The 15,007-nt window shown below is 62.3% G+C and carries 12 protein-coding genes; 9 read left to right on the forward strand and 3 right to left on the reverse strand.

Annotation, left to right across the window (positions count from 1 at the left end; all coding sequences use genetic code 11):
- Positions 1–79 precede the first annotated feature (79 nt).
- From nadA to nadC, 3 genes are read left to right on the forward strand one after another with little or no spacing between them, the layout of a single operon-like run.
- The gene (nadA, locus tag B0E55_RS26455) at positions 80–1,117 is read left to right on the forward strand and encodes a quinolinate synthase NadA (RefSeq protein WP_020908027.1); all 1,038 of its coding nucleotides are present in this window, start codon (positions 80–82) and stop codon (positions 1,115–1,117) included.
- Entirely contained in the window at positions 1,114–2,685 is a 1,572-nt protein-coding gene (locus B0E55_RS26460; protein WP_080910808.1) for an L-aspartate oxidase, read from the forward strand. The genes nadA and B0E55_RS26460 overlap by 4 nt, the downstream gene beginning before the upstream one ends.
- Entirely contained in the window at positions 2,685–3,557 is an 873-nt protein-coding gene (gene nadC, locus B0E55_RS26465; protein ID WP_003941805.1) for a carboxylating nicotinate-nucleotide diphosphorylase, read from the forward strand. Before B0E55_RS26460 ends, nadC begins: the two co-directional genes overlap by 1 nt.
- A gap of 6 nt (positions 3,558–3,563) precedes the next feature.
- On the opposite strand, the gene B0E55_RS26470 is transcribed toward nadC, so the two are convergent.
- Positions 3,564–4,472, reverse strand: a complete 909-nt coding sequence (locus B0E55_RS26470) for a LysR family transcriptional regulator (protein WP_080910809.1) — start codon at positions 4,470–4,472, stop codon at positions 3,564–3,566.
- Between the two features lie 71 nt (positions 4,473–4,543).
- Between B0E55_RS26470 and B0E55_RS26475 the strand changes: the two genes are divergently transcribed.
- From B0E55_RS26475 to B0E55_RS26505, 6 genes are all read left to right on the forward strand, one after another.
- The gene (locus B0E55_RS26475; RefSeq protein WP_080910810.1) at positions 4,544–5,437 is read left to right on the forward strand and encodes a dihydrodipicolinate synthase family protein; all 894 of its coding nucleotides are present in this window, start codon (positions 4,544–4,546) and stop codon (positions 5,435–5,437) included.
- A gap of 48 nt (positions 5,438–5,485) precedes the next feature.
- A complete protein-coding gene (locus tag B0E55_RS26480) occupies positions 5,486–6,790 on the forward strand; it encodes an HNH endonuclease signature motif containing protein (RefSeq protein ID WP_080910811.1) in 1,305 nt (434 codons plus the stop codon).
- A 123-nt stretch (positions 6,791–6,913) separates the two neighbouring features.
- Positions 6,914–7,426 (forward strand): GNAT family N-acetyltransferase, encoded by a 513-nt coding sequence (locus B0E55_RS26485; RefSeq protein WP_080910812.1) that lies wholly within the window; start codon positions 6,914–6,916, stop codon positions 7,424–7,426.
- A 93-nt stretch (positions 7,427–7,519) separates the two neighbouring features.
- Positions 7,520–9,529: an ArnT family glycosyltransferase gene (locus B0E55_RS26490; RefSeq protein ID WP_080910813.1), complete on the forward strand. Its 2,010-nt coding sequence runs from the start codon at positions 7,520–7,522 to the stop codon at positions 9,527–9,529.
- A 34-nt stretch (positions 9,530–9,563) separates the two neighbouring features.
- Positions 9,564–10,817: a hypothetical protein gene (locus tag B0E55_RS26495; RefSeq protein ID WP_080910814.1), complete on the forward strand. Its 1,254-nt coding sequence runs from the start codon at positions 9,564–9,566 to the stop codon at positions 10,815–10,817.
- Between the two features lie 574 nt (positions 10,818–11,391).
- Positions 11,392–11,895 (forward strand): GbsR/MarR family transcriptional regulator, encoded by a 504-nt coding sequence (locus B0E55_RS26505; protein ID WP_020908019.1) that lies wholly within the window; start codon positions 11,392–11,394, stop codon positions 11,893–11,895.
- A 36-nt stretch (positions 11,896–11,931) separates the two neighbouring features.
- Here the strand turns inward: B0E55_RS26505 and B0E55_RS26510 are convergent, their stop codons facing one another.
- Together B0E55_RS26510 and B0E55_RS26515 are read right to left on the reverse strand one after the other, a co-directional pair.
- Positions 11,932–12,963: an iron-siderophore ABC transporter substrate-binding protein gene (locus B0E55_RS26510; protein ID WP_029255518.1), complete on the reverse strand. Its 1,032-nt coding sequence runs from the start codon at positions 12,961–12,963 to the stop codon at positions 11,932–11,934.
- Between the two features lie 182 nt (positions 12,964–13,145).
- The gene (locus B0E55_RS26515) at positions 13,146–15,005 is read right to left on the reverse strand and encodes a DUF4012 domain-containing protein (RefSeq protein ID WP_080910815.1); all 1,860 of its coding nucleotides are present in this window, start codon (positions 15,003–15,005) and stop codon (positions 13,146–13,148) included.
- Positions 15,006–15,007 lie beyond the last annotated feature (2 nt).

Genomic DNA, 15,007 nt, shown 5'->3' on the forward strand with positions numbered 1-15,007 from the left:
CTCGAATACGGAAATCCGGGCCAGCCCGTCCGGATTTGAACTGGGTGACGAGCCCGGGTTCACGGTGAAGGAGAACGCCATGACGACCACGACGTTATGGGAGGGATCGGCCTCGCAGATTCACGACGGCCCCGGCGGATACAACGGAGTCGAAGCGACCCCCGAGTGGGCCGCTGAGATCAAACGTCTGGCTCGCGAACGCGGCGCGACGATTCTTGCGCACAACTACCAGCTGCCTGCGATTCAGGACGTCGCCGATCATGTCGGCGACTCCCTGGCGCTTTCGCGAATCGCTGCCGAGGCGCCCGAGGACACGATTGTCTTCTGCGGTGTGCACTTCATGGCCGAGACCGCGAAGATCTTGTCGCCGTCCAAGACCGTGCTGATCCCGGACGAGCGAGCCGGCTGTTCTCTGGCCGACTCGATCAATGCCGAGCAGCTTCGTGAGTGGAAGGCCGACAACCCGAACGCCCTCGTCGTGTCCTATGTCAACACCACGGCCGAGGTCAAGGGTCTCACCGACATCTGCTGCACGTCGTCCAATGCCGTCGACGTGGTCAACTCGATTGATCCCGACCGGGAAGTTCTCTTCCTCCCGGACCAGTTCCTCGGAGCTCACGTCAAGCGCGTCACAGGCCGCACCAACATGCAGATCTGGGCCGGTGAATGCCACGTCCACGCGGGTATCAACGGTGACGAGTTGACGGCGAAGTCCAAGGCTCACCCCGATGCCGAGCTTTTTGTGCACCCTGAATGCGGTTGCGCTACTTCGGCTCTGTACCTCGCCGGTGAAGGCGCGGTCCCCGCGGACAAGGTCAAGATCCTCTCCACCGGCGGAATGCTCGACGCTGCCCGCGTCACCAAGAGCAAGCAGGTTCTGGTCGCCACCGAGATCGGGATGCTGCACCAGTTGCGCAAGGCAGCGCCCGACGTCGATTTCCAGGCCGTCAACGACCGCGCGTCGTGCCCGTACATGAAGATGATCACGCCTGCCGCGTTGCTTCGCTGCCTTCTCGAGGGCAAGGACGAGGTCCACGTCGATCTCGAGATGGCCAAGCGTGCACAGAAATCGGTGCAGCGCATGATCGAGATCGGTAATCCGGGCGGCGGCGAGTGACCAGCCCTGCCGGGCGTTTCGCCTGGGAGGCTCATGCCGACCTGGTCGTCGTGGGAGGCGGTGTCGCGGGCCTCACCGCTGCGCGCACCGCTTCTCTGCGGGGGCTGAAAGTACTCACGGTCAGCAAGGGTGGTCCGACGGACACCTCGACTCAGTACGCGCAGGGCGGCATCGCAGTCGTCGACGATCTGAATACGGATTCCGTCGAGTCGCACGTTGCGGATACGTGTGAGGCCGGCGTCGGCTTGTGCGACGAGGAAGCTGTCTATTCCATCGTCGAAGCTGGTCACGACGCAGTTGCGGCGCTGGCCGCGTTGGGCGCGGTCTTCGATCGCGGGCGAGACGGCGAGGTGTCGCGCACCCGCGAGGGTGGGCACAGCACGCGTCGGATCATCCATGCGGGCGGCGACGCCACGGGCGCGGAAGTGCAGCGGGCTCTCAACGCTGCCGGCCTCCCCGTTCTGTTCGGTGCAGCGGCAGTTCAGGTGGTGACCAACCGTCGCGGGGTATGTGGCCTCATCGTCTCCTCGCCGGAAGGGCTCGGAGTGATCCATGCGCCCGCGGTACTGCTCGCTACCGGTGGACTCGGTCAGCTGTATGCCTGCAGTACAAATCCGCCCGGTGCAACTGCCGACGGAATCGCGTTGGCGCTCGAAGCAGGTGCGGCAATTGCGGATCTGGAATTCGTTCAGTTCCATCCGACGGTGCTCTTCACTCCGGGTGGAGTGGGTCGCCGGCCCTTGATCAGTGAGGCGGTCCGCGGCGAAGGTGCGATTCTTGTCGACACCAACGGCGATTCGGTCACCGCAGGTGTTCATCCGCTGGGTGATCTCGCCCCGCGTGACGTGGTCTCGCGCGCAATCGCAGCACGCCTACGAGATCTCGGTACCGATCACGTCTACCTCGACGCCCGCAAGCTCGACGGCTTCGATTCGCGGTTCCCGACGATCACCGCATCCTGTCTCGAAGCGGGCATCGATCCACGCACCCAACTCATTCCGGTCGCTCCGGCCGCGCACTACTCGTGCGGTGGAGTCGCCACCGACGTCCATGGACGAACGGGAGTGCCTGGACTCTACGCAGCGGGCGAAGTGGCTCGCACGGGATTGCACGGCGCGAATCGTCTTGCGTCCAACAGCCTTCTCGAGGGTTTGGTGGTCGGGGAGCGTGCCGGAATCGCAGCTGCCGAGCGTCGCGAGGTTCATGCCGAAGTGGTCAACGTGGTGCGCAAGCCGATGCCGATCCTCCCACGAGAGACTGTGCAGTCCGTCATGACAGCACACGCGTCGGTGGTTCGCGACGGAGGCGGTCTCCTGACTGCGCGAGCCGCGCTTGCCGGCGCCGATCAGACAGTGGCGGTGGCTGCTGGGGACCTCGAAGACGCGGCGCTCACACTGACCGCGACAGCGTTGGTCGATGTAGCCGTGGCACGAACCGAGAGCCGAGGCTGTCACACCCGCACCGACTATCCTGAAACAGATCCGAATCAGCGTCGCAGCACTCGGATCAAGATGAGTGCCGATGGAGCGCTCGAAATACTAGACATGTTGTTGACAGGAGTTCATTGATGACCGAGCAGAAGATCCTGCCCGCGCCGCTCGACCGTGACGAACTGCTCACGTTGGTCAGGCTCGCTCTGGACGAGGATCTGCGCTATGGCCCTGATATCACTTCTACCGCAACGGTTCCCGCCGATGCGGTCGCGAAGGCTTCGGTCGTCTCACGCTCCTCGGGTACTGTCGCCGGCATCGACGTCGGACTGCTTGTTCTCGACGAGGTGATCGGCGCGGGTAACTACGAGGTCGTTGATCGGGTGGCCGATGGAACTCGGGTTGCGCCAGGTCAATCGGTGCTCACCGTCGTCGCGCCCACCCGCGGCCTTCTCACGGCAGAGCGGACGATGCTCAACCTCGTCTGCCATCTCTCGGGAATCGCCACGGCGACGTCGCAGTGGGTCGACGCCATCGCCGGCACTCATGCCAAAGTGCGGGACAGCCGAAAGACACTGCCCGGACTGCGTTCTCTGCAGAAATATGCAGTCCACGTGGGCGGAGGCGTCAACCACCGCATGGGATTGGGTGACGCGGCGTTGATCAAGGACAACCACGTTGCCGCTGCCGGTTCGGTGGTCGCAGCACTTCGTGCGGTCCGTGAGCTCGCGCCGGACATCGAGTGCGAAGTCGAGGTCGACAACCTCACTCAGCTCGACCAGGTGCTGGCGGAGAACGTGGAACTTGTTCTGCTGGACAACTTCCCGCTGTGGCAGACGCAGATCGCGGTCCAACGCCGAGACGCTGTTGCCCCCGAAACCAAGCTCGAGTCATCCGGTGGTCTCACCATCGACGTTGCCGCAGAGTACGCCCGAACCGGCGTCGACTACCTCGCTGTAGGTGCCTTGACGCACTCGGTGACAGTGCTCGACCTCGGGCTCGACATGTAGGTGCCGCTATTGCTCGGCGTCCAGCACTTGCGGGACGGCCGAGCGAAGCGCGCTTGTCACGGTTGCGACCGCCGGGTGAGCGTCGGAGCCGGCTCGGTGTGCGATCTTGGTCCTTCGTCGGATGGGCATCGGCGTCAGGCGCACTCCGAGTGGCGGATGGATGGCTCCGAGTTCCGGGACCAGTGAAACGCCCTGCCCTGCAGCGACGAGGGCGAGAACGGTGGCGAACTCGTCGATGTGGTGTCGCACTTTCGGGGTGAACCCGGCCGCTTGGCACGCGCGAATGGTCATTGCATGACAAGCAGTTCCGGGGATCGCAGTAATCCAGTGCTGCTCCACGCAGTCGGCCAGCGCGGTAATGGTGCTGTCGGGATCTGTAGCGGTGTCGTTCGACGCCAGATAGACCGATTCGCTGCACAGAGGCAACGCTGTCAGGCCCGGTTCGCTGGGACGAGGGACGAAGTCGTAGTCGTGAATCAACGCCAAGTCCAGATTCCCAGCTCGTAGGGCGTCGGCGACGTCCGCTGGGTCGATCTCCGAAACCATCGGTTCCAACCCGGGATGCTCGCGAGAGAGGGCGATCAATGCCGGCGGGAGGATCGCCCGTGCGGCGGTCGGGAGCGTTCCGATGCGCAGCGGCCCCGCCAGTCCACGACGCGCGTCGACCAATTCACCCGACGCCTGCTCCAGGCGTTGCAGGATGACTTCGGCATGACGTGCGAGGTTCTCACCGGCCGGCGTGAGGCGGACGCGACGGCCTGTTCGTTCCAGCAGCGGCACGCCGGCTTCACGTTCGAGGACGGCCAATTGCTGCGACACCGCGGAGGGACTGAACGACAGCGCCTCGGCAACGGCAACGATGGTTCCGCGCAGCGCTAGTTCGCGCAATAGCTTCAGTCGACGAACATCGAGCATCAGCTCAGCTTACGCTCGACGATGGAAATGCGAACTAGACCTACAAGGTCTGTTCGGTGAGGCTGAGTTCTATGACTACGACCCGAGTTGACCTGGCCGGAATCCATGTACCACTGATCACGCCCTTCGAGAGCGACGGTCGTATTGCAACCGACGCACTCGAACAGCTTGCGCACCAGGTCCTCTCCGAAGGTGCGGTCGGACTCGTTGCACTGGGGACTACAGCGGAAACCGCAACCCTCACCGAGCAAGAGAGAGTGACCGTTCTGGATATCTGTGCGAGCGTGTGCCGTGCGAGAGGTGCGACGTTGATCGTGGGCGCGGGCAGCAACGACACGGCGGGCAGTGCGCAGGCGCTCCGGAGGCTGACTCGGTGGCCTGACGTCTCGGCCGCGTTGGTGCCGGTTCCCTCCTTCACGAGGCCGTCGAAAGCCGGTGTGGTGGCGCATTTCGCGCATCTGCAGTCGTCGAGCCCCGTGCCGCTGATCGTCTATCACGTGCCGTACCGAACTGCGTGCGATCTGGACAGCGACACTTTGCGGGAGTTGGGTGCTTTGCCCGGGGTTGTTGGTGTGAAGTATGCCGCGGGCGGTATCGACGCAGCTGCCGTCGAACTCTTCGCGGATCTTCCGGACGACTTCGCCGTACTGGCGGGGGATGATCTGTTTCTCGCGCCGCTTCTGGCCTTGGGTGCGTCAGGTGGAATCTTGGCGTCCGCTCATCTGTCGACCGCCGAGTTCGTACGCCTGGTGAAGGCTTGGGACAGTGGAGATGTGGACAGTGTTCGCGATCTTGGACGACGGTTGTCGACGCTGTCAGGAGCTCTCTTTTCCGAATTGAACCCGACTGTCATCAAGGGCGTGTTGCATGCATTGGGGCAGATTCCGACTCCCCATGTGCGACTGCCGTTGCTGCCTGCGAGTGACGAATCGGTAGCGCGGGCGCTCGAGGTCTACCACTCTTGACTCGAACGAGTGTTCGAGTATTGTCTGGGGTGGGGATCGGGGGATTCAATGAGTGTTCTGTTGTCGGATGTGGTGTCTGGTTCTGCGGTGGGGTTGCGCGGACGTCTGTGGCGGTTGTCTGCTTCTGAGTTGCGTGCTGCTGCTATCGAGGCGAGTGCGGAGATTCTTCGCCTCGAGGCTGTTCGGGTGGCGGTGGTGGACGAGTTGTCGTTGCGTCCTGATGATCAGGTGATTGCGAGCCGCGGGGTGGGTTGCTGGTTGGCGGCCAACACGATGCTGCAGGTTCGGGACGGGAAGAAGATCGCCGACCTGGGTGCGGCGCTGCGGCCTTTTCCGGCGGTGGCGGCCCGGTTCGATGGCGGGGATTGCTCGTTCGAGCATGCCGTGTTGATCGTGGCGTTCTGCGAGTCACCGCCGAAGGGAATGCCGGACGAAGCGCTCCCTCGCTGTGTCGATTTGTTGTTGGCTGCTGCGTCGGGTGTGGAGGCGACGACCACGAAGGTGCGAAACGTCATCGCGACCTTGGAGCGAGTGTTCGAGTCCGATGAGATTCCGCCCGCCGAAGATGTCGATCGGAACGAGTTGCGGATCGCGTCGACGTTGAATGGTCGGGTGGTGGTGCGCGGCGATTTCGACGCTCTCACCGGCGAAATGCTGCTCTCCGCCCTGTCGAATCTGACGATGCCCAACCCGGCACCCGATGGAACCCCCGATACCCGGTCGGCAGCGAAGCGGACCGCGGACGGGTTCACCGAACTGATTCGGCGGTATCTGGATTGCGCGAAAACCGGTGTCGATGGTGGTCAGCGTCCGCACGTGAACGTGCACATCAACGCGCGTGATCTTGCGGAGCACCGGGACTGCGCAGCAACACCCGCTGCTCCTGATGGTGGAGCGGCTGTGTCGGATCTCGATGTCGGGCACATGCCCTGGCTGGGGCCACTGTCGGTGTCGCAGAGCAGACTCCTCGGGTGCGACTGTTTCCTGTCGACTGTTCTGCTCGATGATCACGGGGCGCCCTTGGATGCGAAACCCGGGAAACGGTTGGTCACCGCGGAGCAGCGAGTGGCGCTGATCGCCCGAGACAAAGGCTGCGCCTTCCCCGGCTGCACATGCGTGCCCGCCTGGACGGATGCGCACCATATCCGGCACTGGGCCAACGGCGGCCCGACGGTGATGAACAACCTTGTCCTACTGTGCCGTTCACATCATCGGCTGATGCACCGGCAATCCGGGTTCGTCGGGAAGTGGGAAATCCGCATCGGGGTCGACAACAAACCGTGGTTCATCCCGCCGCCCTCGATTGACCCGCAGCAGCACCCGCGACCGGCGAACACCACATTCAAAACCTGACTGAGTGGTGAGACCCGTTCAGATACACAACTTCACGTCGATAGGCTTCAACTCGGAGATACATCCGGGTTGGGGCCTGGAGGCCGTGGTGTTGTGAACGGCTGCAGATATGGGGGAGGTCATATGGTTGTGGACGTTGTGCAAGCGGTCGAGAGCGATGGGCCGGAGATTCTGGCGCTGCGGCACGCGGCAGAAGACTGGTTGGCAGAACGCGGAATCATCCAGTGGCGCCCGCGTGAAGTGTCTGTCGAGCAGGTCGGGGAGCAGATTTCGAGAGGGGAGTTCTTTGTTGCGCGAGACCGGGCGCAGTCAAGGATTGTCGGCGCCCTGCGGTTGATCTGGTCAGACCCCGTGGTCTGGCCCGATTCGAACGAGCTTGCCGGCTACGTGCACGGATTGGTTATCGATCGAGAATTCTCGGGCAACTCGTTGGGCGAACGCTTACTCGTCTGGGCCCATCGACGGTCCGCGGAGGAGGACGCGCAGTACTTGCGGCTCGATTGTGTCGAAACGAACGTGCGGTTGCGCCGCTATTACCGAGACGCGGGTTTCGCCGAAGTAGGGCGTCGTGACTTCGGAGATGTTGTCGACAACGGTTGGTTCAGCGTCGTGCTGTTCGAGCGTTCCCTGACCTGATTCATTCACAGCAACTTTCCAGCCGGCGCCCAGTGCAGCCGGGGTTGAAAGCGCGATCGTTGGCAGGACAGTAACTCGTGAAGGGACTTCCTGATGACCGCCGTTCTGCATCCGGCCCCGCCTCAGCGGCCGGCACCAACTGCCCATCGAGCCGAGCCCTCGCCGTCGTGGTTCCGCACTCGGCGTACAGGATTGGCGCTGACGATCCTGTTGGCAGCAACGGCGGTCTTGTATTTGTGGAATCTGACCGCGAGTGGCTACGCCAACACCTTCTACGCTGCGGCGGCGCAGGCCGGCTCCCAGAATTGGAAAGCGTGGTTCTTCGGCTCCCTCGATACCTCGAATTTCATCACTGTCGACAAACCGCCCGCTTCATTGTGGGTCATGGGTCTGTCCGGACGAATCTTCGGATTCTCGAGTGCCAGCCTTCTTGTTCCGCAGGCGTTGATGGGCGTCGGATCGGTTGCGCTCGTGTATGCGGCCGTCAAACGAGTGGCGACGCCGGCTGCGGGTCTTGTGGCGGGAGCTGTGTTGGCAGCTACGCCCGCTGCCGCCCTGATGTTCAAGTTCGACAATCCCGATGCATTGCTTGTTCTGCTCATGACTCTCGCCGGCTACTTCGTGATTCGCGCCATGAGCACGGCGGTGGGTCGACGAGCCGCAATGTGGGTGGCGCTCGCAGGAGTCGCGCTGGGCTTCGCTTTTCTCACCAAGATGTTGCAAGGGCTGATGGTGTTGCCTGCATTTGGTGCCGCGTATTTGATTGCCGGACAGGTGCGCTTGCGGACTCGCCTGGTCCACCTGGTGATCGGTGCTGCGTCCGTTGTCATATCGGCTGGGTGGTGGGTGTTGGCAGTGTGGCTGTGGCCCGCTGATTCTCGCCCGTACATCGGCGGATCGACCAACAACAGTGTCATGGACTTGGTACTGGGATACAACGGATTGGGTCGACTTTTCGGGAGCACCGGTGGCGGTGGCGGAATGGCTGGTGGCAGTGCAGGTTCCAGCTTTGGGGGAAGTGCCGGACTCGATCGGCTGTTCGGCAGCGAGATGGGTATCCAGATTTCCTGGCTGATTCCTGCGGCACTGATCGCATTGGTGTTCGGACTCCTCGCCCGTGGGCGTGCACCGCGCACAGATCTTCTCCGTGCGTCGTTGATCCTGTGGGGTGGTTGGTTTCTCGCTACCGGCCTGATCTTCAGCTACATGTCCGGAACGATCCACCCCTATTACACAGTTGCGCTGGCGCCTGCTGTTGCGGGGATGATCGGCGTCGGTGGATACGCCCTGTGGTTGGTGCGTGCCCGCTGGATCGGACGCTGCGGCTTGGCAGCGATGATGCTGGCCGCAGGAATTTGGAGCTGGGTGTTGTTGCACCGCAATGCCGAATGGCTGCCGATGCTGAAGTGGATTCTGTTGGCGGGCACTGTCGTCGGCGCGATCCTGGTTCTGGTGGGAGCCAAGGGTCGATTTCGCAAGCTCGCTGTCGCTGGATTGATCATCGGTTCGTTGGCAGGGATAACCGGTTCGGCGTCTTACGCGATTGCCACTGCCGCAACAGCGCATGGTGGGTCCATCCCGACAGCAGGACCAACCGGCGCCGTGTCAGACTCCGGAATGGGCGGGGGAGGAGGCATGGGTGGGGACCAAGGGCAGGGAGACGGTGGGGCTCTGCCGAACTCTGATGACGCGAGCAGTAATCCGACGGCGAGTGGGCCAGGAACAACGAGTGGGCCAGGAACAAGCAGTGGTAGCGAAAGTACTTCCGAGTTGACGGCAATGTTGGTCAATGCGGGCACCACGTGGTCGGCCGCGACCAACGGATCGCAAAGCGCAGCAACCTACGAGTTGGCCAGCGATACTGCGGTGATGGCGATCGGCGGTTGGAGTTCTGATCCCGCACCGACGCTGGACCAGTTCATCGAGTACGTGGCAGACGGCGAGATCCACTACTACATCGCCAGTGGCCAGGGCGGAAGCCCGAAAGACAGCCAAGGCGGGGACGGTACGTCGAGTGCTATTCAGGAATGGGTCGGAGCGAATTTCTCGTCGACAACGGTGGGAAATTCCACGATCTACGACCTCAGCGGGTATGTCGGATAGCGACGTAGTTGTTGTCGTAGGCAATGATCGAGAAATGTCTGGGCGCACTGCACACGAGTCGAACCGTCGCCGCGAGCAATGGACCTGGCGCGACGGGCTGGTGATCGTCTCGATCGTCGCATTGGGAACTGTTGTCGCAGCGGTGACGAACGAGGGCACGGGCACGTCGATTCCCGGCTGCGAGTCGGTGGAATCGCCAGGTCCGCCGGTGCGAATCAACTACGGTTTTACCGGTGAGCCCGGTTATGACGACCCGGACTATCCATGGTTCTCGGGACCGAAGGCCACCGCCATGAGCGACGCACTACTCGAATCGTTGCCTTCCGATGTCGACGTTGCATTTGCGAGTCCATCGAAATCGCTCGAGTTCGCGCCGATCCAGAATTACCGAGGCGTTTCGTTTCCCGACGGGGTCGACCCGATCGAGTTCAGCGGTTCGACGTCGGCGAAGGGAACCTTGACTCGCGTCGGGCGGACTGCGGATATCTCGGTTCAGGTTCGTGCATGGGATCAGCCGGTGCCACCGTGCCTGGAGGGGCTGGTGGATCGGCGGGAGTATCTCGCGAACGGAACGGTACTCGACATCGCAGATTTCGAGGACAGAGCAGATTTCGAAGACAAAGACGGTTCGGAAGTCGGGGGCGAGCGCGGTGTAGTCGCGTATCTCGGTGACGGATCCAGAGTTGTTGCGAGCATCGACACGTCGACCGGCACTTCGACGGATACTGGTCCGCTTTTGACGATGGACGAACTGATCGCGGTCGCGACAGCGCCCGGGCTCGCTGTGACTGAGCCGGTCCCAGACTCGACGCCGCCACCGATGGCATCCTGCTACACCGATTTCGTGAATGCCGGTCCACCTGCGACGCGCATGGAGATCGACCGGCTGAATCAGTTGCTCGATGCACGTTGGAAGGATCTCGGCGCGGAAGAGGTCACTTTGGAACGCCCGCTCGGTTCGCTGGTTCCGGATGACTACGGACGGGGAGGGGCGTGCGAACGAATCGTCGTCTCGACATCGGACGGCCGCGGTGATGTCGAAATATCGATTGGTACGGCTGTCCCGGAACCAGGCGCGATCCTGACGTTGCCCAACGCCACCACGGTGACTCGCCTGGTCGATCCCGATGGCTCGGGCGATGACACGGTCCGGGTTGTTCACCCCTCCGGCGAAACAGTAGTGGTGACCCAGTTCGTGAAATCGGCTGGCTCCACATCGGCGTCGCCTTTGACGATCGAACAGCTCGAGTTCATCGCAACGACTCCAGGATTGTTGATTTCGCGGTAGTAGTGGACGCGTCTCGGTTACCGTGTCGCGAATGGCAGGGGAAATTGGTCGGTGGCGTCTGTTGATTTGCGTAGTAGGCATGGCTTCCTCGATCGGACTCGTGGGATGCACAGTCGATCTGGAGCAATCGTCACCCTCGCGGGCGACACCATCCGGTGGTCTTTCTGCAGGTTCAGAGTGCCCAGGAGCCCCCATTGTGGAGGCGGCATTGGCTGACGCACTGCGCTCACGAGCATCCGAGTTACCTACTGGATTGACAGTCGGCGGCGGGTCGTTCGATAGTGAATCGCGAAATGTCCGCCTCGATCTGTGCGTCGTGGATACCGACCCGCGCGACTCGGCTTCGTTGACCGCCCGGGCCATTCAGGCTTCGCCTCTTGGTGATTCGGTGAGCTCGATGGTCGTCCAAGTCCGCGAGCCGAATGGGTCGGCGACGACGGTGACGTGTGCCGACTTCACAGCGCACGACTTCTCGGGCGACCCTGCGGCGACGCGGAATGCGTGGGTGTAGGCATCAGCTGGCAGAATCGGAAGTCAATGTTCTTGTTGTCGAGTGACGTCGGAGGCTCAACGAATGGGCGATGCCAGCCCTGCTCGCGGTGACGACTTCTCCACGTGGTTCATTGACCAGTTCTCCGTGTACTGGCAGTCCGGTGGTGGAGCTCGCATCGAGGGACGCATTGCGGGCTATTTGTTGATCAGCGAGTCGCCAGGGGTCAGTGCCGAAGAGTTGGCGCAGGCACTGGGCGCCAGTCGCGGATCGGTGTCCACTTACATTCGCCGGTTGATCGACCGGGGGTTCGTCAAGCTCACGCGCAAGCCTCGGGATCGGACTCACTACTACGTCATGGATTCCGACGTGTGGGGCGGATTCCTCGAAACAGAGCACGTGTATCTCGAGAATCAACGCAAACTCGCGACTGAAGCACTGCAGTACGCAAATCCCAACGGCCCCGCCTACATTCGTGTCCTCAACATGCGCGATTACATGGGGTGGATCATCGACAATCGAATGTTGAGTAGCGAGTGGATGCGATTCAAAGCCCAACGCGACGGCAAGAAGCCCGCATCCGAATAGGACGCGGGCTTCTCGATCGCGCGATGCTGATCTACATCACTTGTTCAGCTTTGCGATTGACTCGTCGATCATCGGCACGTAGCGCTCGAGCGACCAGGGCACGGTCAGCGGGTTGATCATCGAGGAACCGGTGACGAAGGGCTGCTCGGTCGGAGCGATGACAGTTCCCCGAGTCACAGCGGGGATGGCCTGGTAGGCCGGCTGCGCTTCGATCTCGGCCCGATTGGCCGGGTCCGAGTAGAAGGTGAAGAGCAGGTCGGACTTGTCGAGGAGGTTTGCGTTCTCGAGGCCGATGACGGCGGAGTCTGTTCCTTCAGATTCCGTCAAGGTGTAGACGACGGGATCCACCTGCAAGCCGAGTGCGCGGACCATGGCCACGCGCTGCTCTTCGGCGAAGAAGACGCCGAGGGTTCCTGGACCCGTGTTGTAGATGAAGGAGAAGCTGACGTCGGCGTAGTTCGGATGTGCTGCAGTCGATTCCGCGAACTGCGACTTGATCTTGTCGATTTCGGCCGTCGCCTTCTCGGATTCGCCCATGGCTTTGCCGATGACGTTGATTTGCTCTTCCCACGTGATGGTCCACGGGCTTTCGGCGTAGGCGACGGTCGGCGCGAACGCGTTCAGAGAGTCGAACTGCTGCTGGGTGATGCCGGACCAGGGGGCGAGGATCAGGTCGGGCTCGAGAGCGATGATCGCTTCGATGTTGAGGTCGGTGCCGCCGGTGAACTGCTCTGGCAGTTCGCCACCCTGCTTCGTGACCGCTTCGTGCACCCACGGCAGATATCCGGTGTCGTCGCTGCCCCATGCGTACTTTTCGACGCCGACGGGAATTGTGCCGAGCGCGATCACGGTCTCCGCCGACCCCATGCCGAGGGTCACGATTCGCTCGGGCTTTTCGGTGATGACGGCGTTTCCGAGCGCACTTTCGATGGTGACGGTTTCGAAGTCGCTGCTGCTCGATTCGGTTGCGGTGTCGTTGTTACTGCATCCGCCGATTACAAGGGCGGCAATGACCAATCCGCTCAGGGCCACAGTTCGGCGAAGTGAGCGCACACGGGCGTATCGCATGGGGAACCTTCCGTTGTCGATGCGCCGAGGAGTGAGACTCCGACGGATCGCAGCCGACGGCCGGTTCCAGGCGCGTCAGGAAGCATAGGCTAGCCTTTGCCGAAGTTTCAAATCTGTTGAAAGTTCGCGCGGCGGCAAACGTCGACACGACAGGGGGATCCGTCGACGTTTGCCGGTCAGGCTCAGCAGGTAGGCACGTCGACCGTGATCTTCGGCTCGTCGACCAGCGGCTGGACAGGGACACGGGCTTCGCCCTCGGCTGTTGGCTCGGTCAGATCGAACTTCAGCTCAACGGTCTGCCCTCGCGGAATGACGGCCCTTGTCATGAATGCCGGGTGGCCCTGTTCGGTTCCGTTGACGGCAAACGAAATCTGCCCGCCCACGGAGACTGCGTCGAGTTTGGCGCCGGTCGTTGCCAGTAGTGTGACTGCAGCCACGTTGGTGCCCTTGGGTAGTCGTCCGGGGTTGTCGACGATCCCGCTGACATATTCAGTCAGGTCGGCGTCGGGCGCGTTGTTTGTCAGTCGAACGGTGACCGTTGTCTTTCGGGTGTCGCCGGTGCACGTCTGGGCTGTGTAGTCGATTTCTCGTGTGAGGTAGTAGTCGAGCTTGTTGCCGGCTTGGTTGTTGATCACCACACCGGCGTACGGAGCGGCATCATCGGGAATGGTGTGCCCGAGGACGGTGTCGGCGAGAACCGACTGTTCGTCGGGGTGAGAGCTCCACACGGCGATTCTGCCCTCGCTGACGCCCTTGCCCAGAGCTTCCAGCAGTGCGCTCGGCGACTTGATGTTCCCGGTCATCTTCTCCACGACACGAGCTGCGATTGTCTGCAGATACTGCTTTCGTGCCTTGTTGTCGGAAGGGAAGCGAGCGTACGCAGTCGACTCGGTCAGTTCCACGACGTTGTCGGCGGTGACCGACTCTCCGTCGGGCATCTTGATCGGTCCCACCGCTGCGAGGATGTAACTCAGGGCGATCGGATCGGTCGCTATCGCACCGTCGACCATCTCACCCCCGGACTCCTGTGACCACAGGGACTGCCAGATCTGCGCTGCGTAGGGAAAGTGCGAGCTGAGGTTGCTGTTGCGAGAATCGGTGGTCGGGCGACTGGTTCCGTACAGCTGGTTGAAGTCAGGACCAAGGTCTATCGGTTGATTGTCCAGTGTTAGTTCGGAGTTGGGGGAGAGCGTGTCCACCCGAGCGGCGCCGTTGTCGACTCGGACGATGCCGTATCCACCCAACAGGCCGCCGGTTCCTCGGGCTTCGGCATTGGTCTGGAAACCGATGAAGTAATTGCGCGGTCCGTCGGTGCCGAGCATCGCCGGCGCGATGCGCGCCGCGGTGGCGGTGTTCGTCAGGAGGGTAGCCAGTTCGCTTGTCTGCGACTGCAATTCTGCTCTGGCATCGTTAACTCGGCCCAGGTACTTCGATTCGCGAACTTCCTGTGCCTGCGACGACAGCAATTCCGCGGCGATAGCTGTTTCGGCCAATTTCGGTTCCGCTTCGCGTAACGGTGCGAGTGCCAAGCGTCCACCAGGCTGGACCAATTCCGTTGGTGCGAGTGAAGTTCCGACAGTGACAGCGGGACCGAGAACGTCACGCGTGAGTCCCTGAACGACCTCGGTCATCTGACGCGTCGTGTCGAAGGGCGACCCGATGACCGGAATTGCGGCGGCGATGTTCCAGGGGAGTGAATGGGTGTTGTCGTACGCTGCGGATGCATTTCGATCGGCTTCCGCCGCGGCGGACTCTGCGACCCCGGTATCCCCGGCCAGAAGTGCACTCTTCGCCGATTGTGCATGGTCGCGAGCTGCTTCAAGGTTGTCTTTCGCCTCGTATGCCGTGTACCCGAGCCAGGCCACGAAACCGCCCACGACCAGTGCCGTTCCCGTGATTGCGAGTGCAGTTCGACGGCCTCCCGGCAGTGTGACCGTCCTCTTCGGTTCGCGCTCCGGGCCCCTCGGCGGGATGGTGTTGGAGCCGCTCGGTTCAGCCCCGGAATCGTCGTCGGACTTTGGTCCCACCGTGTCGTTGTTCATCC

Origin of the sequence: Rhodococcus sp. 66b (assembly GCF_002076325.1) — a bacterium.
GTDB lineage: Bacteria > Actinomycetota > Actinomycetes > Mycobacteriales > Mycobacteriaceae > Rhodococcus_F > Rhodococcus_F erythropolis.

Bases quoted from the DNA above. Each gene is read 5' to 3' on its own strand.
- nadA (WP_020908027.1), top strand. From the start codon at position 80: ATGACGACCACGACGTTATGGGAGGGATCGGCCTCGCAGATTCACGAC.
- nadC (WP_003941805.1), top strand. From the start codon at position 2,685: ATGACCGAGCAGAAGATCCTGCCCGCGCCGCTCGACCGTGACGAACTG.
- B0E55_RS26470 (WP_080910809.1), bottom strand. From the start codon at position 4,472: ATGCTCGATGTTCGTCGACTGAAGCTATTGCGCGAACTAGCGCTGCGC.
- B0E55_RS26475 (WP_080910810.1), top strand. From the start codon at position 4,544: ATGACTACGACCCGAGTTGACCTGGCCGGAATCCATGTACCACTGATC.
- B0E55_RS26480 (WP_080910811.1), top strand. From the start codon at position 5,486: ATGAGTGTTCTGTTGTCGGATGTGGTGTCTGGTTCTGCGGTGGGGTTG.
- B0E55_RS26485 (WP_080910812.1), top strand. From the start codon at position 6,914: ATGGTTGTGGACGTTGTGCAAGCGGTCGAGAGCGATGGGCCGGAGATT.
- B0E55_RS26490 (WP_080910813.1), top strand. From the start codon at position 7,520: ATGACCGCCGTTCTGCATCCGGCCCCGCCTCAGCGGCCGGCACCAACT.
- B0E55_RS26495 (WP_080910814.1), top strand. From the start codon at position 9,564: ATGTCTGGGCGCACTGCACACGAGTCGAACCGTCGCCGCGAGCAATGG.
- B0E55_RS26505 (WP_020908019.1), top strand. From the start codon at position 11,392: ATGGGCGATGCCAGCCCTGCTCGCGGTGACGACTTCTCCACGTGGTTC.
- B0E55_RS26510 (WP_029255518.1), bottom strand. From the start codon at position 12,963: ATGCGATACGCCCGTGTGCGCTCACTTCGCCGAACTGTGGCCCTGAGC.
- B0E55_RS26515 (WP_080910815.1), bottom strand. From the start codon at position 15,005: ATGAACAACGACACGGTGGGACCAAAGTCCGACGACGATTCCGGGGCT.